25 protein-coding genes are annotated in these 25,115 nt (G+C 62.0%); 17 read left to right on the plus strand and 8 right to left on the minus strand.

Going from position 1 to position 25,115, the window contains the following annotated elements:
* The first annotated feature begins 23 nt into the window (after positions 1-23).
* From C5F53_RS03735 to C5F53_RS03770, 9 genes are all read left to right on the plus strand, one after another.
* A complete protein-coding gene (locus tag C5F53_RS03735; protein ID WP_105259957.1) occupies positions 24-713 on the plus strand; it encodes a M50 family metallopeptidase in 690 nt (229 codons plus the stop codon).
* Between the two features lie 33 nt (positions 714-746).
* Positions 747-911: a hypothetical protein gene (locus C5F53_RS20310; RefSeq protein ID WP_201740810.1), complete on the plus strand. Its 165-nt coding sequence runs from the start codon at positions 747-749 to the stop codon at positions 909-911.
* A 181-nt stretch (positions 912-1,092) separates the two neighbouring features.
* Positions 1,093-1,512: a hypothetical protein gene (locus tag C5F53_RS20425; protein WP_236635197.1), complete on the plus strand. Its 420-nt coding sequence runs from the start codon at positions 1,093-1,095 to the stop codon at positions 1,510-1,512.
* Positions 1,513-1,700: 188 nt separating this feature from the next.
* Entirely contained in the window at positions 1,701-1,970 is a 270-nt protein-coding gene (locus C5F53_RS20430) for a hypothetical protein (protein ID WP_236635198.1), read from the plus strand.
* Positions 1,971-2,009: 39 nt separating this feature from the next.
* Positions 2,010-3,638 carry an extracellular solute-binding protein gene (locus C5F53_RS03750; protein WP_146097286.1) on the plus strand — a complete coding sequence of 543 codons (1,629 nt, stop codon included), beginning with the start codon at positions 2,010-2,012 and terminating at the stop codon, positions 3,636-3,638.
* Between the two features lie 84 nt (positions 3,639-3,722).
* The gene (locus C5F53_RS03755; RefSeq protein ID WP_146097287.1) at positions 3,723-4,550 is read left to right on the plus strand and encodes a hypothetical protein; all 828 of its coding nucleotides are present in this window, start codon (positions 3,723-3,725) and stop codon (positions 4,548-4,550) included.
* Positions 4,551-4,575: 25 nt separating this feature from the next.
* Positions 4,576-5,286, plus strand: coding sequence for a PspA/IM30 family protein (locus tag C5F53_RS03760; protein WP_105259962.1), 711 nt, complete (start codon positions 4,576-4,578; stop codon positions 5,284-5,286).
* Between the two features lie 57 nt (positions 5,287-5,343).
* Positions 5,344-7,158: an ATP-binding protein gene (locus tag C5F53_RS03765; RefSeq protein ID WP_105259963.1), complete on the plus strand. Its 1,815-nt coding sequence runs from the start codon at positions 5,344-5,346 to the stop codon at positions 7,156-7,158.
* A gap of 30 nt (positions 7,159-7,188) precedes the next feature.
* Positions 7,189-7,650 (plus strand): TerB family tellurite resistance protein, encoded by a 462-nt coding sequence (locus C5F53_RS03770; RefSeq protein WP_105259964.1) that lies wholly within the window; start codon positions 7,189-7,191, stop codon positions 7,648-7,650.
* 30 nt (positions 7,651-7,680) lie between these two features.
* Here C5F53_RS03770 and C5F53_RS03775 read toward each other — a convergent pair whose 3' ends face one another.
* A complete protein-coding gene (locus C5F53_RS03775) occupies positions 7,681-8,151 on the minus strand; it encodes a hypothetical protein (RefSeq protein WP_105259965.1) in 471 nt (156 codons plus the stop codon).
* Positions 8,148-8,780, minus strand: a complete 633-nt coding sequence (locus C5F53_RS03780; RefSeq protein WP_105259966.1) for a TetR/AcrR family transcriptional regulator — start codon at positions 8,778-8,780, stop codon at positions 8,148-8,150. Before C5F53_RS03780 ends, C5F53_RS03775 begins: the two co-directional genes overlap by 4 nt.
* 86 nt (positions 8,781-8,866) lie before the next feature.
* Here C5F53_RS03780 and C5F53_RS03785 point away from each other — a divergent pair, with 86 nt between their 5' ends.
* Positions 8,867-9,226: a DUF1304 domain-containing protein gene (locus C5F53_RS03785; protein ID WP_105259967.1), complete on the plus strand. Its 360-nt coding sequence runs from the start codon at positions 8,867-8,869 to the stop codon at positions 9,224-9,226.
* A 22-nt stretch (positions 9,227-9,248) separates the two neighbouring features.
* On the opposite strand, the gene C5F53_RS03790 is transcribed toward C5F53_RS03785, so the two are convergent.
* Together C5F53_RS03790 and C5F53_RS03795 are read right to left on the minus strand one after the other, a co-directional pair.
* Entirely contained in the window at positions 9,249-9,767 is a 519-nt protein-coding gene (locus C5F53_RS03790) for a Rossmann fold nucleotide-binding protein (RefSeq protein WP_105259968.1), read from the minus strand.
* A 26-nt stretch (positions 9,768-9,793) separates the two neighbouring features.
* Positions 9,794-10,897 (minus strand): NADH:flavin oxidoreductase, encoded by a 1,104-nt coding sequence (locus C5F53_RS03795; RefSeq protein ID WP_105259969.1) that lies wholly within the window; start codon positions 10,895-10,897, stop codon positions 9,794-9,796.
* Between the two features lie 262 nt (positions 10,898-11,159).
* Between C5F53_RS03795 and C5F53_RS03800 the strand changes: the two genes are divergently transcribed.
* The 3 genes from C5F53_RS03800 (at position 11,160) to C5F53_RS03810 (ending at position 14,696) form a co-directional block, all read left to right on the plus strand.
* Positions 11,160-11,591 carry a hypothetical protein gene (locus tag C5F53_RS03800; protein ID WP_105259970.1) on the plus strand — a complete coding sequence of 144 codons (432 nt, stop codon included), beginning with the start codon at positions 11,160-11,162 and terminating at the stop codon, positions 11,589-11,591.
* A 97-nt stretch (positions 11,592-11,688) separates the two neighbouring features.
* A complete protein-coding gene (gene pbpC / locus C5F53_RS03805) occupies positions 11,689-13,926 on the plus strand; it encodes a penicillin-binding protein 1C (RefSeq protein WP_370446708.1) in 2,238 nt (745 codons plus the stop codon).
* The gene (locus tag C5F53_RS03810) at positions 13,923-14,696 is read left to right on the plus strand and encodes a hypothetical protein (protein ID WP_236635199.1); all 774 of its coding nucleotides are present in this window, start codon (positions 13,923-13,925) and stop codon (positions 14,694-14,696) included. The genes pbpC and C5F53_RS03810 overlap by 4 nt, the downstream gene beginning before the upstream one ends.
* A gap of 62 nt (positions 14,697-14,758) precedes the next feature.
* Here the strand turns inward: C5F53_RS03810 and C5F53_RS03815 are convergent, their stop codons facing one another.
* A complete protein-coding gene (locus tag C5F53_RS03815; protein WP_105259971.1) occupies positions 14,759-15,817 on the minus strand; it encodes an aldo/keto reductase in 1,059 nt (352 codons plus the stop codon).
* Positions 15,818-15,942: 125 nt separating this feature from the next.
* On the opposite strand from C5F53_RS03815, the gene C5F53_RS03820 reads away from it, so the two are divergent.
* The 3 genes from C5F53_RS03820 to C5F53_RS03830 all read left to right on the plus strand — a co-directional run bounded on the left by C5F53_RS03820 (position 15,943) and on the right by C5F53_RS03830 (position 18,093).
* Positions 15,943-16,875: a LysR family transcriptional regulator gene (locus C5F53_RS03820; RefSeq protein ID WP_236635200.1), complete on the plus strand. Its 933-nt coding sequence runs from the start codon at positions 15,943-15,945 to the stop codon at positions 16,873-16,875.
* A 12-nt stretch (positions 16,876-16,887) separates the two neighbouring features.
* A complete protein-coding gene (locus C5F53_RS03825) occupies positions 16,888-17,439 on the plus strand; it encodes a methylated-DNA--[protein]-cysteine S-methyltransferase (protein ID WP_105259972.1) in 552 nt (183 codons plus the stop codon).
* A gap of 195 nt (positions 17,440-17,634) precedes the next feature.
* The gene (locus C5F53_RS03830; protein ID WP_105259973.1) at positions 17,635-18,093 is read left to right on the plus strand and encodes an RcnB family protein; all 459 of its coding nucleotides are present in this window, start codon (positions 17,635-17,637) and stop codon (positions 18,091-18,093) included.
* Here the strand turns inward: C5F53_RS03830 and C5F53_RS03835 are convergent.
* Together C5F53_RS03835 and C5F53_RS03840 are read right to left on the minus strand one after the other, a co-directional pair.
* Positions 18,077-19,495: a DUF3999 family protein gene (locus tag C5F53_RS03835; RefSeq protein WP_105259974.1), complete on the minus strand. Its 1,419-nt coding sequence runs from the start codon at positions 19,493-19,495 to the stop codon at positions 18,077-18,079. The two genes, C5F53_RS03830 and C5F53_RS03835, sit on opposite strands and share 17 nt — an antisense overlap.
* Positions 19,492-22,386, minus strand: a complete 2,895-nt coding sequence (locus C5F53_RS03840) for a DUF2339 domain-containing protein (protein WP_105259975.1) — start codon at positions 22,384-22,386, stop codon at positions 19,492-19,494. Before C5F53_RS03840 ends, C5F53_RS03835 begins: the two co-directional genes overlap by 4 nt.
* 146 nt (positions 22,387-22,532) lie before the next feature.
* Between C5F53_RS03840 and C5F53_RS03845 the strand changes: the two genes are divergently transcribed.
* The gene (locus tag C5F53_RS03845; protein ID WP_105259976.1) at positions 22,533-23,678 is read left to right on the plus strand and encodes an alpha-hydroxy acid oxidase; all 1,146 of its coding nucleotides are present in this window, start codon (positions 22,533-22,535) and stop codon (positions 23,676-23,678) included.
* A gap of 40 nt (positions 23,679-23,718) precedes the next feature.
* On the opposite strand, the gene C5F53_RS03850 is transcribed toward C5F53_RS03845, so the two are convergent.
* Positions 23,719-25,080 (minus strand): ABC transporter substrate-binding protein, encoded by a 1,362-nt coding sequence (locus C5F53_RS03850; RefSeq protein ID WP_105259977.1) that lies wholly within the window; start codon positions 25,078-25,080, stop codon positions 23,719-23,721.
* Between the last annotated feature and the right edge of the window lie 35 nt (positions 25,081-25,115).

The raw sequence follows: 25,115 nt of genomic DNA on the forward strand, positions 1-25,115 counted from the left end.
AACGCAGACAAAGTTGCCGACCAATGACCCAACGTGTAATTTTGGTTTTTATCGCTGCTGGCATCGCCATTATTTGGCAACTGCCACTGGGGCGGCAGTTGCTCTACCCCCTTACGCTTATTGCCACTTTCGCCCATGAGATGGGACATGGAATCACGGCACTACTTACAGGGGCAGACTTTGACTACATATTGTTAAATGTCGATGGCTCGGGCACTGCCGTGTGGCACGGCAACCCGGGACGACTGGCGACTGCAGCCATTGCTGCTGGCGGGCTCTTTGGTCCCAGCTTGGGTGGCGTTACGCTTTTGCTGCTTGCACGCTCAACAAAGCTCGCACGGCCATTGCTGGCGTTGCTGGCGGTCTTGCTGGTGATATGCGCAGCTTTGTGGTCACGCAATGCTTTCGGTGTCTTCTTTCTGTTGTCAACATCTGCAATCCTGATTCTTGCAGCACGTTGGCTATCGGATGTTCTGGCGGCGTTTCTTCTGAACCTGGTAGCGGCCACGTTATGCATGTCTTGGTTTACGGATTTGGACTACATGTTTTCCGCAGAGGCCGTCGTAAACGGCATGCGCCACCCATCGGACAGTGCAGTCATCGCCCAAGTTTTGGGATTGCCGTATTGGTTTTTTGGAACTCTGATTGCGACAGTGTCCCTCATCGTCCTGGCGGTAGGGATCGTTCGAGTCTGGCGACGGCCTATCGTTTGATGAACACGCTAATCACTGAAATACCCACAGGCTATGGACCTATTTGTATTAGTGATTGGCATTAAACTCCATTTAGCCTTTACAGAAACTTGTGTTTTTGGAGGTAAACCTTGGGAGGGGCTTTGTAATGAAGGGGATGCTGGAATTTTTAGAGAAGGCTGGGCTCGTGAAAAACGACATACCGGCCCCGCCCCCTGAACCTCCGGTAGCCGAGCCCCTATCGACAACACTCGGACAAGAAGCACTCCACGCGGGCCCCGCGCTAAGCCCCCTTCCCGGAAACGCGCCAGATCTGGAGAGCATTTACGCAAACAGTGGAATTGCACCCTCGATATACCCTGCGGAACGTCTTCTCCGCTTGCTCGACGGTCTGAGTGCGATGGATGAAGCCACACGACTGATGGCCATCAAGGCGATGGATGAAGCAGACGAATCATGGTCTATCCAAGATCCACTATCCGATGCTGCGGCCAAGCTTGTCGTACTAGCCACCCATACTGAACAACTACAAAATAACTTGCAGATACTGCAGGACCAAACCCAGTCACGTATGAATGCCATTACGGCACGAGCAGACCAGGCGGTGGGTGATATCCGCAAGCAAATTGCCGAGCTTGAGGCTCTGGCTACACGCGAACAAACCCGTGCAGTCAAAGAGTCTACCGCTGAGCAAAGTAACCTGAAAGCAGCCCAAGATCAAACCGCACGGGAGCTGAGTGACATCAACGCACTGCGTCAGCGCTTGCAAGGTCTCGCAACGCAATTCCAAAATCCCCCCCCATCTTCCACGAAGGATTGATCGTCATGGCAAGTTTGACTCCTCTGTCCAAAGGACTATTGGGCTTAGCCGTTGTGGGAGCCATGGCATCTGCGGTGTGGCACTTGGGCCTAAAAGAAAAGTTGGCAGGTAACACGACACAAGCCAGCGCAACCACCAACGTGCCGCAAGATGCTGCAGTTGAGAGCCCTACACCGGCCATAGCACCCATGGTGCAAGACACCAATCTCACAAATGGCAAAGCATCTGGCGTAGAGAATGCAGAGTTGGGCCGCAAGCTGCTCGACACTGGCGACTACGCAAAAGCAAGAACACATCTGGAAGTCGCCGTGCAGGCAGGAGACGCCGGTGCCGCCTGCCATTTGGGTGAAATGACCCTCAAGGGCCAGGGTGGCATCAACGCCAATCAGGAAAAAGCCGCCGCGCTGTTCCAGCTTGCGCAAAGCCGTGGTGCGATTTGTTTTGCCTCTGGCAAGTAAGCCCATTGCCCGTATTTCATTTTTGAACAGGATCCCGCCATGAACCGCAAGCCCCTTTCCACTTTTTGCTCCATTCGGCCGCTCGTACTTGTCACCGCCCTGGGCTGCAGCGCACTTCTTACTACTACGGCAAACGCCCAAGGTTTTGTATTTGGCACCGCTGAGCCGGCAAAGCCAGCTACCACTCAAACGCAGGCTCCGGTACCTGGGCAGGCTGCCAATGGCGCGCGTTCAGGGAAAGTGGAGACGGCCCAGCGCCTACTCGCGCGTATGGGTCTATTCCGCGAACCGCCCAGCGGCCAATTGACCCCGGCCACACTGGAAGCCATTCGCACGTTCTCCAGTCAGCACGGTTTGGTACCCACCAACCAGGTTACAGATGGGCTACTCAATTCCATTCGGCGCGTCATCTGGCAGAGCCAGAACTGGTCCAGCGGAAATTACAAAGGTCGTGAAAAACTGGTAGACGCTGCTGGCCTGCGCGAAGCTCAAATTTTGCTCGGAAAACTGGGCTTCAACGCGGGTCCCCTGGACGGGACTTTCGGCCCACAAACCCAAGTGGCAACTGAGGCATTCCAGGAGTCACAAAACGTTAGTGTGGACGGTTTGATTACGGCCACCGTACTGATGAACCTGCGCCGCGCCGTGAATGGAGCAGGTGCGAACACCAAGGACACCGTGCGTATTCTCAATTGGCCCGACTACATTGAGCCAAGCGTGCTGCAAGACTTTGAGAAGGAATACAACATTCGCGTGGTGTACGACATCTACGCCAGCAACGACGACCTGCAAACCAAATTGCGCGGGGGCGGGATGCCATATGACGTGGTGTTTCCCACAGCCAACGCAGTACCTGCCATGGCCGCCAAAGGTCTACTCGGCAAGCTGGACAAAGGCAACCTAAAGAACCTGTCAAACATTGATCCGCGTGTGGATGCAACTCTGCGAGCATGGGACAAGGAAGGCGCCTACAGTCTGCCTTACATGTGGTACACGGTGGGAATCGCATGGAACCCAAAGCTGACCGCAAAGGCCTATCCCGGCCGCGCCATGGATTCCCTTACGAATGTATTTGACCCAGAAACTGCGCGGCGCTTTCAGTCCTGCGGCGTAGGTGTAGTGGACTCTGCGAGCGATATTGTGCCTCTGGCTGCGATGGCAGGCGGCCAACCCAAGTGGGATGGAAAGGCGTCCATCAATGCTGCAGCTCAGGTGCTGGATCGTCTGGTGGGCATCGTCAAGGTGATTCCTACCGACCAATACATTGACGCTCTGGCTACAGGCAAGGTGTGCGTAGCCATCGGTTTTTCGGGCGACGCTGTGCAGGCGCAAGCCAAATCTCGTGGCACGGTGGAATACCGCGTGCCAACAGACGGTGGCCTACTGGCGATTGACGCGATGGCGGTCCCGGCCAACGCGAAGAACAAACGTGAAGCGCACCTATTCATCGACTACCTTATGCGCCCGCAAGTCATTGCGAAGGTATCCAACACCGTGGGTTTTGCCAATGCCAATCTGAAAGCTGCTGAATTTATGGCAGACAGTATCAAGTCCAATCCTGCCGTAGTGCCAAGCACTACTTCACTCAGCCGCTCGTCCCCGATTCCCGTTTTATCGGAACAAGACCAACAGGACATTGCTCGCATCTGGAACAAGCTATCCAAGTGATGACAAATGGCTGAGCTCCCAGAGTCCAAACTGCCTTCCAAACCCTCCTATTTGGGCGCTTTCCTGCGCCACCGCGTTAACCGCATGGCACTCATGACCAGCGGCGTGGTAGCCATCTTTGCCTCTATTCCATTTGGCTGGACGGGTGTAGCTCTGGTTGGCGTAGTGGCCTTGGGCACCGAGATACTGGCTGCACTGGGCGTACCAGAGTTACCTTCCTTCAAAGCTTGGGTAGACCGCGAACACCACCTGCTAACCCGTGCCCAGAGACGCTTGCAATTGCTAAATGAAGTGAGTAATTTTGGGGACACCAACGCGCTGAATACCTACCAGCACATGTTCAATCGCGTGCAGGCGCTGTACACCACGGCAGGCGACAACCGCAACAGCCTGACCCGCCAGGATGTTGAGAAGTTGGAAGACTTAACGGTGCACTACTTGAGCCTGTGTGTAGTCAACCTGTCACTCAAGCAACGCAAAGACCATGCCAGCGATGAAATAGCTGCCAAGCGCATTGCCAGTTTGCAAGCCCAACTGAAGCACCCAGGCCTCCCACTCGAACAGGAGCGTCAACTGCGTAACGCTCTGGGTGAATACACTGAGGTCATGCAGCGCTCACGCCGTCTGGCCGTGCGCCGCAGCGCGCTTGAAGCGACCTTGTTGGCTATGCCAGACAAAATGGAGGAGGTGTACCAGTTGGTCATCACTTCGCCCTACTCCTCGGACATGGGCGAAAAGCTCGAAGAATCCTTGTCACGCCTGCGCATTGCAGAAGAAGTAGCAGCTGAGTTTGACAACTCTGCTGCGTTTGAATTGAGTACACAGCCACTGACATCGCCGGATGGAACTATCACGGCTCGGTCATCAGCCCAAACAGCGGCACGCCGCACCACGCAATCCACCTCGCGGTGAACCAAATTTTTACCTGGAGAATCCTATGGCCAACAACGCAATTTTCGCTCGCCTTGCCAATCTTTGGACCGGTTTCATTTCACTATGGGTATCGGATGTAGAGAAGGCTCACCCAGAGATCGCATACCAAAATGCGATTGCGTCGATGATCGAAAAATACACCCAACTCAAGGCCGCTACAGGATCTATCATCGCGCGCCGCCAAGAAATTACATCGCGCCTCGAATCTGCTGAACGCGAGTTAGTGGCGGTGGCTGCCGATCTGGAGACCGCCCTGGCCACCAACCAGGATGATTTGGCTGTGGTGCTGATTCAAAAGAAAAACACACTTGATGCAGCAATTGCCGAGCTACGAGCAGATGCTACTCAAGCCACTGCAGACGCTGACGGCGCCAAGGACTCTCTGATGCAAGTGAAGTCTGAAATTGAAAAACTCAAGGCAGAAAAAGATCGCATGCTGGCACAAATGCATAGCGCCCAGGCACGATTGAAAATTCAAGGACAGCTTGACGGCTTGTCAGTAGATGCAGAAGTACAAGCCTTGGGGGCCGTGCGCGACCACATCAAGAGCCAGGTAGCCCAAGCCAGCCTGGGCTCCGAACTGCACAACTCAGACTTGGATGTCCGTCTGAACAAACTACGCCAAAGCAGTGGCAGCGTTACTGCCAAAGCACAACTAGATGCAATGAAGCAAGCCCGCGCGGCAGCCCAAACCGCACCGGCCAAAAACCTATAAAACCTTCGTCTCGAACTAGGACTCACTGTTTTGACAGCCCCAACCACTCGCACCACCTTGCCTAAATGGGCAGAGTCCCTGCGCCAAAAATACCTTGCAGGAGAAGCGTCCACCTTCGTGCTTTACCGCAATGTGTTTGACAATTTCCTGGTGGGTGACACGCTGCATAACCTGCAGTCTTTTTTGGTAACTGAGCTTTTTCGGGATACCAAGAAGCATATTTGTGAAGTGAGCCTGGAACGCGGCATTCGCGCCTTGCGGGGCCAACCCGCAGGCACATCTGCGGCTAACCAAGACGTGCAGGAACCTTCAACGGGGGATGTGGGCCTACTCACCGCAATGCACGCGCTAGAAGCCCAGATGCGCAACGAACAGTCCACCGCCGTCATCGTGCCCTACGCCGATGCGCTACTGCCTGCGGCTGACCCCAGCTTCATGGCCCAGCAAGATCGCCAGATCTATCTGGCGTTTCACCGCTGGTCGTTGGACAAGACATTAACTACAGGCGACAACATCACCATCCTAATCACCGAGTCGCTCAATGCCATCAACCCGGGCCTACTGTCCAACCCCAAGGTGGCGGCGATAGAAATACCCATGCCTGATTTAGTGGTGAGGCAGAAGGTGATTGCGTTCTTTGCCCCAAAACTCAGTGAACCCCAGGTAACTCTTTTTTCGGAGCGAACGGGTGGTTTGCGCACCGTGCAATTGGCTAGCATCATGGCCAGCTCGGAAGGTCATGGCATGAGTGAGGCTGAGCGGCGCACGCTCATCTTGCAACTGCTGCACGGCACGCCCGATGCCGACACGCGCGCGACCACACTGGCCACCATCACTGCCGGTATGAGCCCGGGAGAAATCGGCAAGCTGATAGAACCCAGCAAGGCTTTGCCTGAAGGGGGTGCGAACCAAGAAGTGCTGAAAGTCATTCACACCCGCAAGCGTGAAATGATTGAAAAAGAGTGTGCGGGCCTGATCGAATTCATTGAGCCCAAGCACGGGCTGGCGAGCGTGGGTGGACACGAAAACATCAAGACTGAGTTGTTGGCCATTGCCAAAAACCTCAAGGAAGGCGAGGCCACGCTTACCCCTATGGGTTTGCTAGCTGTGGGCCCCATGGGTTCAGGCAAGACTTTCGTTATCAAAGCTTTCCTCAAAGAAGCAGGACTGTCAGCCGTGGCACTGAAGAACTTCCGCTCCAAGTGGGTGGGTTCCACTGAAGCCAATCTGGAGCGTGTACTTGCCACGGTCAAAGCCATGGGGCCCATTGCCGTCATCATTGACGAAGGCGACCGCAGCTTTGGCTCTGGCGATAGCGAAGGCGGAGATGATGGCACCAGTTCGCGGGTGATTGCACGACTCAAAGAATTTATGGCTGAAACTGAGAACCGGGGTCAGGTACTGTTTGTAATGATGACCAACCGGCCCGATAAGCTCGATACAGACATCAAGCGGCCCGGCCGCCTGGACCGGAAGATTCCGTTTTTTTACTGCGAGTCTGCCGCCGAGCGCGCCCAAGTGTTGCAAGCAGTGTTGTCCCGCTATGGCGAGAATTGCATGGCTACCAACGAGGAATTGCTCAAGCTATGCGACAGCCTAGGCGGCTACTCAAATGCTGATCTGGAAGCTGTAGCTTTGTTGGCTGTTGAACTAGCCCGTAACCTTGCTACACCGTTGGATGCAGTTGCACTGACCCAAGCCTGCGCTGACTTTATGCCGCCGCAAGAACGCGACATGATTGAATTTATGGAACTACTAGCTGTCTCGGAAACATCACGGCGCAGCATGCTGCCCAAGCGATTTCGCGACATGGCGATGGCCGATATCCAAAGCAATCTATTGGCCGCCAAACGGCGTGCCCTGAGCAGGTGACTTGATTGTTCTATTTTTTGAGGAGTTTTCATGAATCCTATGCAAGACCAGGACCTGAGCAGCACCCAAGTTACCCAGCTCACTAAAGCCATGTTGTCTGTGGCGATGGTAGATGGTATTCACCCTGCGGAAGCAGCGTTGATAGGTCAGTTCTACGAGTCCTCGCGCAGTGCGGATATGCCTATCACGGCGGCTATTCTGGCCACTCCGAAAAACCATGTTTTAGATGTGGAAGCGCTTAAAGGCAGCAGCACAGCATTTGCCGATACTGTGGTGTTAATGTGCCTGATGACGGCCTACGCCGACGGCCAACTTAGTTCCACCGAACATGCTCTCATACATGAGATTGCGACGGCGCTAGGTGTCGATGCAACGCGCTTTGAAGGACATCTTGCCCATGTACATGACGCTTTGGTGGGAGCCCTGTCGCATCTGCCAGATGCCGGCTCTGTGGCCGTGGTGGTCAAAGAACTCACGGCTACCGACTATTGATCCGGCCCCAAGAAGTTTGAAGAGGCCGGATCAAGGCGCCTGCACGACCACCCCACCAAACCGCAGGTGGTGCAAGCACTCCCGCAGAATCACCAGCGCCGCATAAAACTCCCGCGCGGTAGGCAAAGCCTCCTGCCCGCTGGGCCGCCCTTGGCTCACCATGGCGATGCGGTTGAAGAGGTCTTCCACATCTTCCAGACTCCAGTGCAACACGGCGTCCGGCGCAGCGCCCACACCTTGCAGAATCAACGCAGCGCCTGAGCCACTTAGCTGCAACAGTTCTGTGCGCACCAGCTTGGCAGCCAACGGCATCACCACGTCTTCGGTCTGCTCGATGGCGTGTTCAATGTCCAGCGGTGTGGGCGGTGTGTGGCGCATCCATTGGCGGGCCAGTGATGCAGTGCCTAGCGGCAACTCTTGCTGCAAGACGACATGGCCGTCTTCGGCGCACAGCACCGTGCTGGTCTCAGTGCCGAGCTGAAGTGTGGTTTGAACCGTCATCGCACATCCTTGTTTCGCAGGCCCTCCAGCATGGCCACCAGGCATTGCCGGGTGTCAGCCAGCGCATCTTGCACGCCAGCCTCATCGTCCGGCAGGGAGTCCATACCGCCATAGAGCGCGCCCAACACGATGCGTGCCAAGCGCTCTGCATCGTGTCCTTGAAAAATGCCATGCGCCTGGATGGCGACGATGCTGCCGCGCATGGCGCCCAAGCCCTGCCGCTGACGGATGTCGCCCCACACCTGCGCGCCCAGCACCGCAGGTGCATCCACCAGCATCAAGCGGCGCATGGGCGCATTTGTACCGGCCTGCAACACGGTGTCGATGGACGCCAGGAATGCATCCCAGGCACTGCCACCGCCGTCAATGACCGCCTGGCGTGCGACCAAAGCGGCCAGCACCAGCCCGGCATCCACCTGCTCCACCACGGCGGCAAACAGGCCTTTTTTGTCGCCGTAGTGGTGGTACAGCGCGCCCACGGTCACACCGGCATCGGCGCAGATGCTGCTCACGGGCGCCTTTTCAAAGCCCTGCGCGCTGAACCAGCGCAGCGCGGCCATCTGCAGCGCGGCCTGGGTGGCGCTGGCGTTTTCTTTGCGGCCGTCGCGTTTGGTGGGGGTTTCAGCCATGGGTAACGTGGGCGACAACGGGCTTCTTTACAAACATAACGTTATTATGTATTCTTCGTTTCACTTCATCAACCAGAGATTTTTCCATGCACATCCTTGCCCAAATTCTCATTGCCGTGGTCTGCCTGATTCACGTCTACATCTTCCTGCTGGAAACCGTGTTGTTTGAGTCGCGTGGGGTCAAGGTGTTTGGCATCCCGAAAGCCGAGGTGGCCATGCGCAAGGCCGCCATGTCCAACCAGGGCTGCTACAACGGCTTTCTGGCGGCGGCCTGCTTGCTGGGTCTGGTCTACCCCGACCCGGCCATTGCCAAGGCCTTTGCCACCTTTGGCTTGGCTTGTGTGGCGGTGGCGGGCATCTGGGGTGCTGCCACGGTGATGGTGCGCATTCTCTACATCCAGACCGTACCCGCGGTGTTGGGCTTGGTCGCGCTGTACCTGCTGTAAAAAGCGACTGGCGCTGCAGGCGCTAAGCCTGCACCAGGCCCAGGGCGCGCAGCTGTTGCTCCAACGCGTCCACGCTGTTCCAGGGCAGGATGGGTGAGTTTTTGCGTTCGTCGGGCGGGTTCTGTTCCAGCTGGTCAGACCAGCCACCACAACCCGTGAGCGGCAACAAGGGCCGCTTGTGCAGCCAAGCCAGGCATACCTCGGAGATGGTGCCTGCGCGCCCACCAATCACCAGACAGGCGTCCCCTGCCAGTGCCATCAACAGGTTGCGGGCATCGCCCACACCGGAGGGAATCACCACCGTCGCCGGCCAGTCCGCAGCGGGCATTTCCCCTTCGGGAATGATGCTCACCACCGTGCCACCGGCCGCCATGGCACGCTCTGCGGCAAACCGGGTGGCCGGACTACCGCACCCACTGACCACGGTGATACCCAAGCGGGCCATCAGCTCCCCGGCCTGCCCTGCGAGGTCGTAGGCCGCAGAACCGGGCTCTGCGCTTCCCAATACACACACCTGTTTGCGGCGAAGTAGTTTCTGCATGCAATGCTCCTTGTGGACACTTTGGCTTAAACCAGACTCGCCAAGGCCGCTGGCGAAAAGTCCGACAGCTCGCCCATGCGGCCTTCGCGCACCTTCAGCGCCCAATCCGGATCGCTGATGAGGGCGCGGCCCACGGCCACCAGGTCGAAGTCACCACGGTCAAAGCGGCGCAGCAGCTCGTCCAGCGATGCGGGCTTGGAGCTTTCTCCCCCAAATGCCGCGATGAACTCGCCGCTCAGGCCGACCGAGCCCACGGTGATGGTGGGACGGCCGGTGAGCTTCTTGGCCCAACCGGCAAAGTTCAAATCGGAACCATCAAACTCCGGCTCCCAGAAACGGCGTTGCGAGCAATGGAAGATGTCGGCGCCCGCATCGGCCAGGGGCTGCAGCCAGGCGGCCATCTCGTCGGGGTTTTGCGCCATGCGCACGCTGTAGTCCTGCTGCTTCCACTGCGACAGGCGGATGATGACCGGGTAGTCTGGCCCCACTTCGGCGCGCACGGCTTTCAGAATGTCGGCTGCAAAACGGCCACGTGCCACCAAGTCGCTGCCGCCAAAGCGGTCGCTGCGCTGGTTGGTGCCTTCCCAGAAAAACTGGTCGATCAGGTAGCCATGGGCGCCATGCAACTCGATGCAGTCAAAGCCCAAGCGTTTGGCGGCGCCAGCGGCCTTGGCAAAGGCGGTGATGGTGTCGGCAATATCCGAATCGCTCATGGGCGCGCCAAACTGCTTGCCGGGGCGTGACAGGCCAGAGGGCGAATCGACAGGCGACGGTGCGACCCAGGTGGTGCGCGGGTTGCGCGCGGCGCCCACGTGCCAGAGCTGCGGCGCCATCACGCCACCGGCGCCGTGCACGGTGTTGATAACGTCTTGCCAGCCAGCCAGCGCGGCATCGCCCCAGAAGTGCGGCACATCGGGGTCGTTGGCAGCCGACGGGCGCTGCACTACCGTGCCCTCGGACACGATCAGGCCCACGGCGGATGCGGCACGCTTGCGGTAATACTCACTCACCTCTTTGGTGGGCACACCACCGGGCGAAAACGAACGTGTCATGGGTGCCATGACAATGCGGTTGGCGAGCGTGAGGCCCTTGTAGGTGAAGGGCTGGAACAACGGAGCGGCGTGGGACATACAGACGGGGATGGGTGAGTTGCGGATCAACCCAGTTTACGGGCACCTACCCCAGCAATAGCGCAGTAGGGTCACCAAGGCTACAGCGGGTCCGGATGCGATCGCAGCGCTTCTTGCAAGACCCAGCCCGGACGCAAAATTCGATCGCAAAATGCTTGTTAATATGCGGCGGTCAGCGGATACAGGGATAGCGAGGAGAAGCGGCTCCGTTGATGTCTACAACTTTTTATGGGACACCGAAATAGAAATGAAAAATTCAAGCATGTTCAAAGTCAAAGCTATTGTCACCGCGCTGGCAGCCAGCACGCTGCTGACCGGTTGCTACGTGGTGCCCATGCACCCCGCACCCGGCGCCACCAACAACCAGCAGCCCGGCGCAATGCAGCCTGTCATGCGCCCGGTGTACACAGCACGCCTGTACCCCACCAACGACGCCGCTGCCGCGCTGGGCCGCGTGTCGGGAACCATCAGCAACCCAGAGCGGGGCCATGGCGAGTTTGCTTTTACTTTGGCCAATGAGTCGTTCTCTGGCGAAGCCACACGCGCCCCTGGCGCCACCAAAGGCACTGCCAACGCCACCGGCAACCGCGGCAGCTACGTCAAGTGCAACTACACGATGAGCAGCGCACAGCTGGGCACCGGCACCTGCACTTTTGCCAACGGCGCAACCTACGACATGCACATATCGCAGTAACCGGACCACCCGCTTGCACCCGCCAGCCACCTCCCAGGTGCAAGCGCCCGTACGGGGCCGTCGCCATCGCGATAGGGCCCGCCCTAGCAACACCCTGATACAGGGTGTTGCTATTTTTTTAATAGCTGCTTGCGCATATTCCACGGGTTCCGCAGCCACTTTTAATGAAGTAAAGACTAGCTACCAGTCGTCCGACACCCACATCCTCTCGCGCGAAGGCGAGCTGCTGCACCGCCTGCGCACCGATGCCACGGTGCGGCGCGGACAGTGGGTGGCGCTAGCCGATGTGTCCCCCGCCCTGCGCACTGCGCTGGTGTTGTCGGAGGACAAACGCTTTTACGAACACAGCGGGGTGGACTGGCGCGCTGTGTCGGCCGCGGCCTGGGGCAACCTGTGGAACACCAAAACGCGCGGCGCCTCCACCATCACCATGCAGCTGGCCGGCCTGCTGGACGAAGACCTGAAGCGCGGCAACGGCGGGCGCAGCGTGGTGCAGAAGCTGGGCCAAACCTGGTCCGCCCAGAGCCTGGAGCGCGGCTGGCGCAAGGACCAGATTCTGGAGGCCTACCTGAACCTGGTGCCGTTTCGTGGCGAACTGGTGGGCATAGACGCGCTGAGCCAAACCCTGTTTGGCAAGGCTGCCCACGGGCTGGACAACCGCGAAGCCGCCGTGGCTGCCGCCCTGGTGCGCGCGCCCAACGCTAAAGAGCCGCAGGTGGTGCAGCGCGCCTGCAGCGTGCTCAAGAGCCTGGAAACGGCAGCGGCCAACTGTGCAGCGCTGGACCTGTTTGTGACCGGTGCGCTGCAGCGGCGCGACTATGCGGCCAGTGAAGGCGTGGCGCCACATGTGGCCCGACAACTGACGGCCGTTCGCGGTGAGCCTGTCGAAGGCTTGCCCAACCTCAAGGCTTCGACGAGCGCAGCCCGAACGGCAACGATCCGCACCACCCTGCGTGCCCCGCTGCAGCGCTTTGCCGTGCAAACGCTGCAAAGCCATTTGCGCGAACTGGCCGGCCGCCATGTGGAGGACGCGGCCCTGCTGGTGCTGGACAACGCCAGCGGCGAGGTGCTGGCCTGGGTCGGGTCGAGTGGCCCGCTCAGCAGCGCGGCCGATGTGGACGCGGTGACCGCGCTGCGCCAGCCTGGTTCCACGCTCAAGCCTTTTCTTTACGCACAGGCCATTGCCGAACGGCGCATCACCGCTGCCTCGCTGTTGGAAGATTCGGCCACGCAGATCCAGACCACGGGCGGCCTCTACATTCCGCAGAACTACGACCGGCATTTCAAGGGCTGGGTGTCGGCCCGCACGGCGCTGGGTGCCTCGCTCAACGTGCCGGCGGTGCGCACGCTGGTGATGGTGTCGCCCGATGCCTTCCAGAAACAACTGGTGCGCCTGGGCCTGCCGCTCAAAGAAAGTGGCGACTACTATGGCTACAGCCTGGCGCTGGGCAGCGCCGAAGTCTCTCTGCTGAACCTGAGCAACGCCTACCGTGCTCTGGCCAATGGCGGGCGCGCCAGCCCCACCAGGCTGCTACCCGGTAAAGCCGCACCCGCCACGCAGGCGCTGGACCCACGCGCCGCTTTCATCGTGGGCGACATCATGAGTGACCCCATGGCCCGCGCCCGCACCTTTGGCACCGACAGCGTGCTGGCCACACGTTTCTGGAGCGCGGTGAAAACCGGCACCAGCAAAGACATGCGCGACAACTGGGCCATGGGCTACAGCCAGCGCTACACCGTGGGCGTGTGGGTGGGCAACGCCAGCGGTGCGCCCATGTGGGACGTAAGCGGCACCACGGGCGCAGCACCCATCTGGGCCGCGGTGATGAACTTTCTGCACGCCAAACAAGTCAGCCGTGCGCCCAAGGCGCCCGCCGGTGTGGTGCAAAAGGCGGTGCAGTTTGCCAATGCCGCCAATACACCCAGCCTGGAGGCTGCGCGCACCGAGTGGTTTGTAGACGGCACGCAGCAGACCACATTTGCTATGGATTCAGGAGCTGCTCGCGCAATATCTACGAGGTCTAGAGGCCTAAAAGGCTTAAAAAATGAGGCCACGCCCACGGCCCGCATCACCGCGCCCACCACGGGCACCATCATCGCGCTGGACCCCGATATTCCGCCCCAAGCCCAACGCCTGACACTGCAGGCCGAAGGCGCCAACCTGCGCTGGCTGGTGAACGGCAAACCGCTGGCCAAAGGCAACACCGCACTGTGGCCCTTGTGGCCGGGGCGGCATGTGGTGCAGATTGCCGACGCCAAGGGCCAGGTGCTGGACCACGTGCGCATCGAGGTGCGTGGCGCCGGTGTCCAATCCGCGCGAAAAATGCCCCCATGAGCCGCCACATTCGCCTCACCCGTTCCCTGGCCATCGTTCGCCTGCAGCGCCAGCTGGAGCACGAGGCCTACCCGCGCCTGCAGATGGGGCTGATCGTGGCACTCACCGGAGCCGCAGGCTGGCTGCTGTCCGTCCTCTTGTTGGCACTGGGCATGGACCAGATGGCGCTGCGTTACCCCGCAGCGCTGGCGGGTGCCTACCTGGTGTTTCTGGGCCTGTTGTGGTTGTGGCTGCGCACCCAGGCGCAAGACTACGACTTCTTGCCCGATCTGGCGGACTTGGGCACACCGGGCGGCTGCGACGGTGGCGCGGGGGACGTGCGGCTGCCTTCGATGCAGAGCGGGGGTGGCGGGGACTTTGCCGGCGGTGGCGCCAGCGGCAACTTCGACACCGCAACCGCCTTGCCTGCCGACGAGCCCGGCGTGCTCTCGTCGGTCGGGGATGCGGTGAGCTCGGTGGGTGATGCAGACGAGTTCGCCATCCCGCTGCTGGCCATTGCCCTGGCCATCGGGTTGGCGTTTGCATCGCTGTATGTGGTGTACCTGGCGCCCGCGCTGTTTGCCGAGCTGTTGTTTGACGGAGTACTGTCGTACACGCTGTACCGCCGCCTGCGCAACGCCGACAGCAGCCACTGGCTCAGCACCGCGTTTAGGCGCACCGTATTGCCCTTTGCGCTAACGGCCGTATTTGTAGCGCTGGTCGGTGCGGGCCTGGCGGCCTACGCACCGGGCGCGCAAACCCTGGGCCAGGCGCTGCACGCGGCAGGCTGATGGCGCCCATGACCAACTATTTGTTCCAGGACGCCGTGGTGCACAAGGCTATCTGAGCGGCATCAGACCCGGCTTGGGCCTGCCACCCGCGCAGCCGCCAGCTGTTGCGCACGCCCCTGGCTCCATAGATCTGTCATCCAGCCGGGGTACTCGTTGGGCAACTTGCTGACCGTGTCCAGCTGTGCCAATTCATCCGCAGTGAACGTGATGTGGACCGCGCCCAGGTTGTCTTCCAGTTGCGCCAGCGTGCGCGCACCCAGCAACACGCTGCTGACTTGGCGCTGGTGCAGCAGCCAGGCCAGCGCTACCTGCGCCACGCTTACCTGCTTGGCCGTGGCCAAGGTTTGCAGCACCTCAATCACGTCGTACGCGCGCTCCATCTCCACCGGCGGAAACGCAAAGGTGGCCCGGCGGTTGCCTTCCACCGTCGTATTCGCACGACTGTATTTGCCGCTCAGCAAACCACCGGCCAAGGGGCTCCATACCAGCAGGCCCAGGCCTTCACTGGCAGCCATGGGAACCAGCTCACGCTCCACATCACGCCCGGCCACGGTGTAGTAGGCCTGTAGCGAGGCAAACTTCTCCAAGCCGCGCAGCGCGGCAATCCCCAGCGCCTTGCTGATTTGCCAGGCCGCCCAGTTCGACACACCGATGTAACGCACATGGCCCTGGCGCACCAGGTCATCCAGCGCGCGCAGGCTTTCTTCGATGGGCGTAGCAGGATCAAAGCCGTGCAACTGGTACAGATCGATGTAGTCCAACTGCAGGCGCTGCAGGCTGGCCTTGGCCGCGTCCATGATGTGTTTGCGGGATGCGCCGCGCTGGTTGGCACCCTTGCCCATGTCGCCAAACACCTTGGTCGCCACCACCACGTTGTCGCGTGCCACGCTCAGGTTCTTCAGGGCCTGGCCTGTGATCACTTCACTCTGGCCCTCGGAATACACATCGGCCGTGTCGATGAAATTGATGCCTGCGTCCAGTGCGCGGCCCAGCAGCACCTCGGCTTCGGTTTGCTGCACGGCGCCGATAAAACCAAAGGCGCCTTGGCCACTGAAGGTCATGGTGCCAAAGCAGAGTTCAGACACGAAGAGGCCCGTGTGGCCCAGGGGGTTGTAACGCATGGTGGTTTGCCTTTAAAAAATGGACCGCAATCGGTAAAAGAAGGTCCGACTGTAGGCGGCACATTGCATTTGATAAAGCATGTAAATGCGCATGCTCTTTGAAGCACAGCTTTACAATGAAAGGCATGACTGCAACCCTGCCCCCTGAGTTGTTGCCCGCTATTGCGGCCTTTGCGCGTGTGGCCCACCATGCCAGCTTCACGCAGGCGGCGGCGGCCATGGGGGTATCGCCCTCTGCACTGTCGCAAACCGTGCGCACGCTGGAGCAGCGCCTGGGCGTGCGTTTGCTAGACCGCACCACCCGCAAAGTGGGCGTCACAGAGATAGGCCGGCGCTTTCTGGCCGATGCCCAGTCGGGCCTGAGCGCACTGGACAAGGCAGTGGACGCACTGAACGAATCGCGTGACAAACCAGCGGGACTACTGCGGCTCAACCTGTCGCGCACCGCCGCCGATACCGTGTTGCTGCCGCACCTGGCCGACTTCATGAACGCCTACCCCGACGTGCAACTGGAATTGCACTGCGACAACGGTTTTGTCGACCTGGTGGCCGGTGGCTTTGACGCGGGTATCCGCATTGGGGAGTTTCTGGCGCAAGACATGGTGGCCGTGCCCCTCAGCGGCACGATGCGCATTGCGACGGTGGCCGCGCCCAGTTACCTGCTCGGTCGCACACCACCCCGTACGCCACAAGACCTGCAGCACCACCGCTGCCTGAATGTCCGATTTCCCGGGGCGGGCAAGTTGTACCGCTGGGAATACAGCCACAAGGGCCGCACGCTGGAGGTTGATGTGGAGGGCGCGCTGATCAGCAACGATGGCGACGTGGTGCTGAGCAACGCGCGGGCCGGTGCAGGCATCACCTGCGCCTTCGAGTCGACGGTGCAGGCCGACCTGGACGCCGGGCGCCTAGTGCCGCTGCTCAAACCGTGGTGGCCCACGGTTAGCAGCTTTCACATCTACTACCCCAGCCGCCTGCACATGCCGCGCAAGCTGCGCGTGTTGATTGACTTTGTACAGGCCCGCATGCAGAGTGCGGCGTCTACAAACCGCCGTTAAACCATTCCGCCCATGCCCACCGTCGCCTTTGCTTTGTTTGCCACGCCCCTGGGCCACTGCGGCATTGCCTGGGGCACCAAGGGCCTGACCGGTGTGCAACTGCCCGAGGCCGATGAAGCCACCACGCGGCTGCGCATGCAGGCCCGTTATCCGCGTGCGCCGGAGGCCGCGCCGCCGCCCGAAGTACAAACCGCCATACACGCCATCGTGGCACTGCTGGCCGGTGCGCCCACCGAATCGCGCGACCTGAGCCATCTGGTGTTGGACATGGAGGGTGTGCCGCCCTTTCACCAGCGTGTGTACGCGCTGGCACGCCATATTCCGCCCGGCGAAACACTCACCTACGGCGAGTTGGCCCATCTGATGGGTGAGCCCGGTGCCGCACGCGCCGTGGGCCAGGCGCTGGGGGCCAACCCGTTTGCCCCGGTGGTGCCCTGCCACCGCATCCTGGCAGCCAAAAGCGGGGCAGGCGGCTTCTCGGCCCCCGGCGGTATCAACACCAAACTGCACATGCTGCTGGCCGAGCGCGCCCGCTTCAACGGGCCAGGCTTGTTTGACGAGTAAGTGCGTGCAAGCGCTCGTATTTAGCTATCAATTTAGTAGCTGTTTGCGCATATCCCACAAGGGCTAGATGGCGATTTGAATCAAAAATGGGGCGCCACAGAGTGCAACCATTGCTTGCACAAAAGCGCAAAGGCTTTACATGCCCGACACCTGGGCGGGGGACTATGCAAGCTCCTTCACTTCCATAGGCACCTTATGAAATCTACCGCCATTGTGTGCACCATCGTCATCGCCAGCATGGGGTTTGGCACCCTGGCGCAGGCCGAGGGCCGTGGTCGACACGGGCCGGACGACGAACGCTGGAGCCAGCAGAACCAGGGACGCCACGACAACGGCCGTGGCCATGACCGCAACGACTCCCGCGATGAGCGCCGGGATGACCGACACGACAACCGGCACGATGACCACCGCGACGGCCGACGGGACCACCGCTGGGATGGCCACCCCGGTTACTACGGCGCCCGCGGACCCGACTTCCGCCGTGGCGGCTACATGCCCCACGAGTATCGCCGCCCCATCTATGTGGTGAACAACTACTACGGCCACCACCTGCCGGCGCCCCGCCGCGGCCACCAGTGGGTGCAGGTGGGCGGCGACTATGTGCTGATCGCGATTGCCACCGGCATCATTGCGCAGATCATTTTGAGCCAGTGATCTGGCGCAGCAGGCCATAGGCCACTGCTGCCAACACCAGCACCCCGGCCACCAGCACCAGCCACAGCGCGGCAGTGCGCAAGCTCACGCCGCTGGGCAACAGCTTGGCGGCCCAGAGCTGGGGCGCATCGGGTGAATCGGCCCGCAGCTGCTGCACGGCGGCGGCGGGCAGTTCGGCCAGCTTGGCAGGGGACACCGCCCCCAGCACTGTGGCCTCTACCGCGGCCGACGCGGTGTTGGCACGGCCCACGGCCAAGGTGAAGGGCCCGGTGCCCGAAGCCAGCAGCGCCAGCTGCAGCGGCGCAAACTCCACCGTGGCCTGCAGCCCGCCAGCGGGCAGTGGCTGGCCATTGCTGGCCTCCACCCGCAGCGCCCGCACGGATGTGGCGGGCAAGGTCAGCGCGCTATTGCTGCTGCCCTGGCCCACCGTGTCCAGCCGGTACACCACGGCCGACGCCAGCGCGCGCCAAGGTTGGGCCGCGTCGCTGCGGCCCGAAATGCGCACCGGCACCAGGGTGTTGTCTTGCCCGGCCTGCAAATGCAGGGCCATCAGCGGCGTGGCAAAAGGCAGCGTCCACACCAGGCTATTGCCATCGGGCGCACCAGCGGGCAAGGCGGCGCGCACACGCGGGGGCTGCGTGTGAGGCGTGGCCACCTGGCCGGTGAGTGCGCTGACCTGCACGCCGTCCTGCCCGGCCCAGCCCAGGCGCAGGTAGCGGCCTTTCACATCCAGGGGTTGCTGCAGTTCCAGCATCGTGCTGTTGGGCGCGTCAGCCCCGTCAAAACGGAACAGCGGGCCTTTCACGGGCACGGTCTGCCAGTCTTGCAGGTTGGCACTGCTCTCCAGGCGCAGGTGCACCAGGGCATTGCGCGGCAGCTCGGCCTTGAGGCGCAGGGCGGACAAGGTGTGTTGCTCGGCCCGGGTGTCAAACAAAGCGGCTTGCAAAGGCGCCGCGCCAGCCGGCAGTGAAGCACCGGCCTTGGTGCCCGCCGCACCCCAGCGCACCCAGGCGCTGCCGGGGCCAGCGCCATCCGCAGACACATGCACTTCCACCGCACCGCGTGCGGCAGCGGTACCCGCGGTGGTGGCAAACAGCGGGTAGGCCGGGTAGGCGCGGGTTTGCACCGCCGGGGCGCTGCGTTCCAGGTCGGCCGGGCGCAGCAATGCGTAGGGCACCACGGCACCGTCGGCGTTGAACACCCGCAGGTCATGGCCGGCGCTGCTTTGCATACGCAGCAAGGCCTCCACCGGCAGCTCGGCCCGCACCAGGCTGGCACCGGGGGGCAGCAGCAGTTGGCCGCGCCAGGCAAATTCGGCCGGTGTGGGGGCATCGGCCGCCCACACCACGTTGACCACACTGCACAGGGCCAGCAGTACGCGGGCGATTCGGGGCTTGTTCATGCTGCAGCCTCCTCTTCTTTGTCCTGCGCAGACGCCGGTGCCGCCGGCGGTATGGGTGCAAAGTAACCCACCACCAGCATCATCACGCCCACCGCAATAAAGGCCACGATGCGCTCAGATCCACCGCGGTTGCTCAGGTCCACCAGGAACAGCTTGGCCACCGTCAGCCCCAACAGGGCCGCACCGCCCATCCACACCGGGCGCGTATGGCGACGGTGCGCCACCAGCATCAGGCCCAGCGCCAGCAGCGTCCACAAAATGGAGTACCCCGCCTGCACCAGGAATGACGCAAACAGGCGTTCTGCATCCCAGGCCACGCCCGCGTAGTGGTGCGCCACGCGCAGCCACACGGTGTTGACCGCCACAAACCCCAGCGCACACAACAGCAGCGTCCAGCGTGTGCCGAACACCCAGGCGGGCACCGGCAAATCACTCTGGCGCACCCTTGTGAGCCACAGGGCTGCGGCCAACAGCGCCAGCGCCACGGTCAAGTCGGTCGGGTTGAGCAAGGGCACATACGGCAAGGGCCGTGCATTGCCGTTGGACGACACCGCTACCAGCAAAGCCCCTAGGCCCACCGCCACTGCCAGCGGTGCGGCGGCGTGCCACAAATACGACATGGCAAAACGGTCCAGCGGCCAGGCCTGGCGCACACGGCTGCCTGCGTCATACAGGCTGCGCGCACACAGCGCCAGCAGCACCAGCACACTGGCCACCAAAAAGATGACGCTGGCCCAGGCGGTGCCGCCCAGTTGCGCCTGGCCCACGGCCCAGACCAGCAGGTTGCCCACCAGCAGGGCCAGCAGCCACACACCCCCGGTGTGCACCGCGCGCCACCAGGGCTGGGGCGCCAGCGCATCGAGCTTGCGCAGGGTCACGGCATGCAGCACCAGCGTGAGCGGCCAGACCATCCAGCCCCAGGCCTGGAACACGTGGTCCAGCGCCACCACGCCCTCCAGCGCAAACAAAGCCATGATGGGCAGCGAGAACCAGGCCGGTGTGGCCGCAATGGCCCAGGGCTTGGCGCGTGTGGGCAGGGCCCAGCGGTGTGCCACCCAGGCGCTGGCCACCCAGCCCAACATCTCCAGGTGCGACTGCAGCGCGCTGCTCAGCACCGGTGCCCAGTTGCCATCCGCCCCGGGCAAGGCACGTTCAATGTCGTGCAGCAACGCAAACTGCCACCACAGAAAACCCACCCAGAACAACACCGGCGACAGCCGCTGCTCCAGCTTGGCCAGCAGCCAGCTGGCGCCGGAGCCCGCCGCGGCAGGCTCGGCAGCAAAACGTGTCCAGTGCGCCAAAGCCAGCGCGGAGGCGGCCAGCAACACCGCACCGATGAAAGCCGGGTTGGCAATCGGCCAGGCACTGGTGTGCATCTGGTCCAGGCCGTGCAGGTAGCTGCCCGCGGCCAGCACCTGCAGCACCAAACCTGCCAGGCGCGCGAGCCAGCGGCCCTGGCGTTGGCCCATCCAGTACACCGCAGCGCCTTCGGCGGCCCACACGGCGCTGGTCCAGCGCGCATCCAGCGCCAGCGGCACGGCCAGTGTCACAAAGCCCAGGCCCAGCACCGCAAAACACTCGGCCAGCCACTGGCCCACGGCCTGGTTGGCGCCCTGGCGCTTCACGGCCCACCAGCCCAGCCCCAAATACAAGGCACCCAGCGCGAGCGACGAGAAGGCCGTGGCGTATTCGATGTGTTGCACCAGCGCGGCCTGCAAGCCAAAGGCCACCAGCGGCGTGCCAAACACCAGCGTGGCGTCCACCGCCTGTTTGGGCGCCAGCGAATGGCGCGTGGCATAGAGCAGGCTGGCCAGCAGGTAGATAGCGAAGAAGGCCAGCAAAAACGGCTCGGTGCTGGCAAAGTGCTCGGGCTGGTACTTGAGTGCGCCCCAGGCCGTGGCCACGCCAAAGGTGGCAAAAAAGCCCAGCAGGTTCAGCGGCCGCCAGGCGCGCAGCCAGGCCACCGCCACGATGGCCAGGTTCAGCACCAGGTAATAACTGAACAGGCCCACATGGTTGCCTTGCCCCGTGGACACAAGAATGGGCGCCGCAAACGCACCCGCAAAACCGATGAAGGCCATGGGCATGGCGTTTTGCATCAAGGCAATGGCGGTAGAAAACGCACACACCAGTGCCAGCACACCAAACGCCGCACCGGCCGGCAAAAACTGGTAGAGCCGGAACGCCGCAAACACCGTGAGGTAAAGCACACCCACCCCGGCGCCCTGCAGCGTCAGCGCGTAGGCCAGCTTGTCGGGTTGGCGGCCGCGCAGGCGAAAGCCGAACACAAACAAGGCAATACCCGCCGCACCAATGGCGGTCAGGCGCAACTCAGGCGGCAACAGCGCGTTGTCCATGGCGAACTTGGCCAGAAACGCCAGGCCCACAAACAGCACCAACACCCCCGCGCGCACGATGGTGTTGCCCCCCAGCAGCCAGCCCTTGGCTTGCGCCACCAGGCGAATCAACACGTCGGGCGGCTGGGCCACCCATTCGTCGGTGTCGGGCAGGTCTTCCACGCGGCCCACGCGTTCGCGGGCGGTAGTGGGTTGCGGTGCACGTGGCAACGGGGCATCCAGAAATTCGTCGGGCTCTTCGTCCGCACGCTGCAGCCCGGGTGACGCGGCAGGCACGGCAGTGGCCGGCGTAGGAATGGCTGCGGCGGCTGCAGGCACAGGGGTCTGTTCGGCGGCCGTGGCGCGCTCGAAGGCCACGGCCTCAGACGCAGGGGCCTTGGCATGCTGCGCGGCGATTTCGCGGCGCACCGCCATGCGCAGGGTCCAGCCCGCAATGGCTCCCAAGATGGCGCCGATGAACAGGCCCACCTCCTCGTCGTACTCCACCGTGAGGTAACCCACGATGCCCCCCCAGATTGCGCCCCATATCACCATGCTGTGACTCCCTGTGCTTGTTGTCTGCCGTTGTGGCGGGCCAGTCTAGCCCAAGACAGGCGCAAATAATTTCAATCGACGCGTGGGTGATTTCACGCACCGTTTGTCCCTGCGCCGCTACCATTTGCGCCATTACAGGAGACTCCATGCCCGTTATCACCAATATTGAAGACCTGCGCGTGCTGGCCGAAAAACGCGTGCCGCGCATGTTTTACGACTACGCCGACTCCGGCTCGTGGACCGAAGGCACGTACCGTGCCAATGAAGACGATTTCCAGAAGATCAAGCTGCGCCAGCGCGTGGCGGTGAACATGGAAAACCGCAGCACGGCCACCAAGATGATTGGCATAGACGCCAAGATGCCAGTGGCCATTGCCCCCGTGGGCCTGACCGGCATGCAACATGCCGATGGTGAAATCCACGCGGCGCGCGCGGCCGAAAAGTTTGGCATTCCGTTCACGCTGTCCACCATGAGCATCTGCTCGATTGAGGACATTGCCGAACACACCAGTGCGCCCTTCTGGTTCCAGCTCTACATGATGCGGGACCGCAATGCCATGGTGAAGATGATCGAGCGCGCCCGCGCGGCCCGCTGCAGCGCCCTGGTGCTGACGCTGGACCTGCAGGTGATTGGCCAGCGCCACAAGGATTTGAAAAACGGCCTGACCGCCCCACCCAAGCCCACGCTGGCCAACATCATCAACCTGGCGACCAAGCCGCGCTGGTGCCTGGGCATGCTGGGTACCAAGCGCCACACCTTCCGCAACCTGGTGGGCCATGTGGAGGCGGTGAGCAATATGTCGTCGCTGGCGGCCTGGACCAACGAGCAGTTTGACCCGCGCCTGTCGTGGGACGACGTGAAGTGGGTGAAAGAAAAATGGGGCGGCAAGCTGATCCTCAAGGGCATTCAGGACGTGGAAGACGCGCAGCTGGCCGTGGCCAGCGGGGCCGATGCGATTGTGGTGAGCAACCACGGTGGCCGCCAGCTGGATGGCGCACCCAGCAGCATCAGCGCCCTGCCCGCCATCGTGGCGGCCGTGGGCAGCCAGATCGAGGTGTGGATGGACGGCGGCGTGCGCAGTGGGCAAGACGTACTCAAGGCCTGGGCCCTGGGCGCCAAGGGCACGATGATCGGCCGCGCCATGGTCTATGGCTTGGGCGCCATGGGCGAAGCCGGTGTAACCAAGGCCCTGCAAATCATCCACAAGGAACTGGACGTGACCATGGCCTTTTGTGGCCACACCAACATCCAGAACGTGGACAAAGGCATTCTGATTCCGGGCACCTACTAGGCGTTAACGCCAGGCCGCAGTACCCCAGACTGCATCGCGCTCAGCGGTACCCCGCAGCCACCATGATGTCGGTCACCCGGCCCAGAATGGCGCCCAGCGCCTGGTCGGGCGGGAGGGCACCGGTGAGTCCCTGGTGCACGGCAGCCCCCAGCGGCCCGGTGTTGATCTCATCCCACGGGGCGATGATGGGGCGCCAGTCCGGGTCGGCATGGCGCAGCTGCTCGCGCAACAGCGTGAACTCGGGGTAACGGCGCACCAGCTCGGCATCACGCAGGGTGGACAGGCGCATGGGCGCCGCGCCCAAGTGGCAAACCGCCTTGTCTTGCGCTTTGGAGGTGAGCCACTGCATCAGCAAAAACGCCGCATTGGCACGCTCGGACGTGCGGGCCAGCGCCAGACCCATGCCGCCGGCCTGCGAAGCCATGCGGGTGCCGCGCGGGTGCAAGGCATAGGCCACCTTGCCAGCAACCTTGGAGAGCGGCGAACTGCGCACCGCGCCGAACACGGCCGTGGAGTCCAGGTACATGGCGCTGCGCCCTTCCAGAAAGGTGTGCAGCATCTCGTTGTAGTCAAAATTGCCCATGCCTGCGGGGCCGGTGTCGGCAATGTCCTTGAGCAATTGCAGCGCCTGCACACCGGGTGTTTGGTGAAAGGTCGGAACCCAGCGCGCATCAAACACCTGCCCGCCCAGCGGGTTGAGGTGCAACAACCAGGCGTGTACGCAGTTGTGCCCGGCCTGCCCACGCGAGGTGAGCGCGGCCATGCCCGCCTTGTCCCGCAACACGGGCAGCAGGCGGCGCAGCTGGGTGTAGGTGCTGGGTGGCTGCAGTTTCAGCGCGGCAAACACATCGCGCCGGTAGGCCAAGAGTGAGGTTTCTGCGCCATACGGCAGGCCATACAGGCGCGCGCCGGGGCCAGGCAGGTAGCCTTTGGGGCCACCCACCAAACCCATGTTTTGCAAGTACCCGGGCACCACATCGGCCAAGTCAAACGTCGGGTCGGCCAGCGCCGGATCGCTGAAGAAAGGCTGCAACGGACGGATAAGCCGGTGGTGCACGTACTCGCTTTTCCAGGTGACGACGTAGGTCACCAGATCGAGTTTGCTGTGGGCCTGCGACATTTCGGCCATTTGCCGGTGCTTCATGCGCAGGATGTGCTCGCGCGCCAGTTCCACCTTGATGCCGGTTTCTTCGGTAAACCGCGGCAGCAGCTTGACCATAGCGTCATAGTGCGGGTGGTCTGGAATGCTGAACGCCACGGTCTGGCCACGGTACTTGGCATACCGGTCCGCCGCGCGGCTGCTGGCCAGGGGCAGTGCGGCGCCAAACACGGCCACAGCACTTTTTAAAACCTGGCGACGTGGCCGCAGGTTCACAGGCTTGGGTGGTAACAACGACGTCATGCTGGCTGTGGAAATAAAGGGGTTCACCCGCCTGT

It is taken from the genome of Rhodoferax sp. TS-BS-61-7 (assembly GCF_002943465.1).
GTDB lineage: Bacteria > Pseudomonadota > Gammaproteobacteria > Burkholderiales > Burkholderiaceae_C > Allorhodoferax.

What these genes read in the sequence shown, in the direction of transcription:
- C5F53_RS03735 (WP_105259957.1), top strand. Translation starts at nt 24, where the DNA reads ATGACCCAACGTGTAATTTTGGTTTTTATCGCTGCTGGCATCGCCATT.
- C5F53_RS20310 (WP_201740810.1), top strand. Translation starts at nt 747, where the DNA reads ATGGACCTATTTGTATTAGTGATTGGCATTAAACTCCATTTAGCCTTT.
- C5F53_RS20425 (WP_236635197.1), top strand. Translation starts at nt 1,093, where the DNA reads ATGGATGAAGCCACACGACTGATGGCCATCAAGGCGATGGATGAAGCA.
- C5F53_RS20430 (WP_236635198.1), top strand. Translation starts at nt 1,701, where the DNA reads ATGGTGCAAGACACCAATCTCACAAATGGCAAAGCATCTGGCGTAGAG.
- C5F53_RS03750 (WP_146097286.1), top strand. Translation starts at nt 2,010, where the DNA reads ATGAACCGCAAGCCCCTTTCCACTTTTTGCTCCATTCGGCCGCTCGTA.
- C5F53_RS03755 (WP_146097287.1), top strand. Translation starts at nt 3,723, where the DNA reads ATGGCACTCATGACCAGCGGCGTGGTAGCCATCTTTGCCTCTATTCCA.
- C5F53_RS03760 (WP_105259962.1), top strand. Translation starts at nt 4,576, where the DNA reads ATGGCCAACAACGCAATTTTCGCTCGCCTTGCCAATCTTTGGACCGGT.
- C5F53_RS03770 (WP_105259964.1), top strand. Translation starts at nt 7,189, where the DNA reads ATGAATCCTATGCAAGACCAGGACCTGAGCAGCACCCAAGTTACCCAG.
- C5F53_RS03775 (WP_105259965.1), bottom strand. Translation starts at nt 8,151, where the DNA reads ATGACGGTTCAAACCACACTTCAGCTCGGCACTGAGACCAGCACGGTG.
- C5F53_RS03780 (WP_105259966.1), bottom strand. Translation starts at nt 8,780, where the DNA reads ATGGCTGAAACCCCCACCAAACGCGACGGCCGCAAAGAAAACGCCAGC.
- C5F53_RS03785 (WP_105259967.1), top strand. Translation starts at nt 8,867, where the DNA reads ATGCACATCCTTGCCCAAATTCTCATTGCCGTGGTCTGCCTGATTCAC.
- C5F53_RS03790 (WP_105259968.1), bottom strand. Translation starts at nt 9,767, where the DNA reads ATGCAGAAACTACTTCGCCGCAAACAGGTGTGTGTATTGGGAAGCGCA.
- C5F53_RS03795 (WP_105259969.1), bottom strand. Translation starts at nt 10,897, where the DNA reads ATGTCCCACGCCGCTCCGTTGTTCCAGCCCTTCACCTACAAGGGCCTC.
- C5F53_RS03800 (WP_105259970.1), top strand. Translation starts at nt 11,160, where the DNA reads ATGTTCAAAGTCAAAGCTATTGTCACCGCGCTGGCAGCCAGCACGCTG.
- C5F53_RS03810 (WP_236635199.1), top strand. Translation starts at nt 13,923, where the DNA reads ATGAGCCGCCACATTCGCCTCACCCGTTCCCTGGCCATCGTTCGCCTG.
- C5F53_RS03815 (WP_105259971.1), bottom strand. Translation starts at nt 15,817, where the DNA reads ATGCGTTACAACCCCCTGGGCCACACGGGCCTCTTCGTGTCTGAACTC.
- C5F53_RS03820 (WP_236635200.1), top strand. Translation starts at nt 15,943, where the DNA reads ATGACTGCAACCCTGCCCCCTGAGTTGTTGCCCGCTATTGCGGCCTTT.
- C5F53_RS03825 (WP_105259972.1), top strand. Translation starts at nt 16,888, where the DNA reads ATGCCCACCGTCGCCTTTGCTTTGTTTGCCACGCCCCTGGGCCACTGC.
- C5F53_RS03830 (WP_105259973.1), top strand. Translation starts at nt 17,635, where the DNA reads ATGAAATCTACCGCCATTGTGTGCACCATCGTCATCGCCAGCATGGGG.
- C5F53_RS03835 (WP_105259974.1), bottom strand. Translation starts at nt 19,495, where the DNA reads ATGAACAAGCCCCGAATCGCCCGCGTACTGCTGGCCCTGTGCAGTGTG.
- C5F53_RS03840 (WP_105259975.1), bottom strand. Translation starts at nt 22,386, where the DNA reads ATGGTGATATGGGGCGCAATCTGGGGGGGCATCGTGGGTTACCTCACG.
- C5F53_RS03845 (WP_105259976.1), top strand. Translation starts at nt 22,533, where the DNA reads ATGCCCGTTATCACCAATATTGAAGACCTGCGCGTGCTGGCCGAAAAA.
- C5F53_RS03850 (WP_105259977.1), bottom strand. Translation starts at nt 25,080, where the DNA reads ATGACGTCGTTGTTACCACCCAAGCCTGTGAACCTGCGGCCACGTCGC.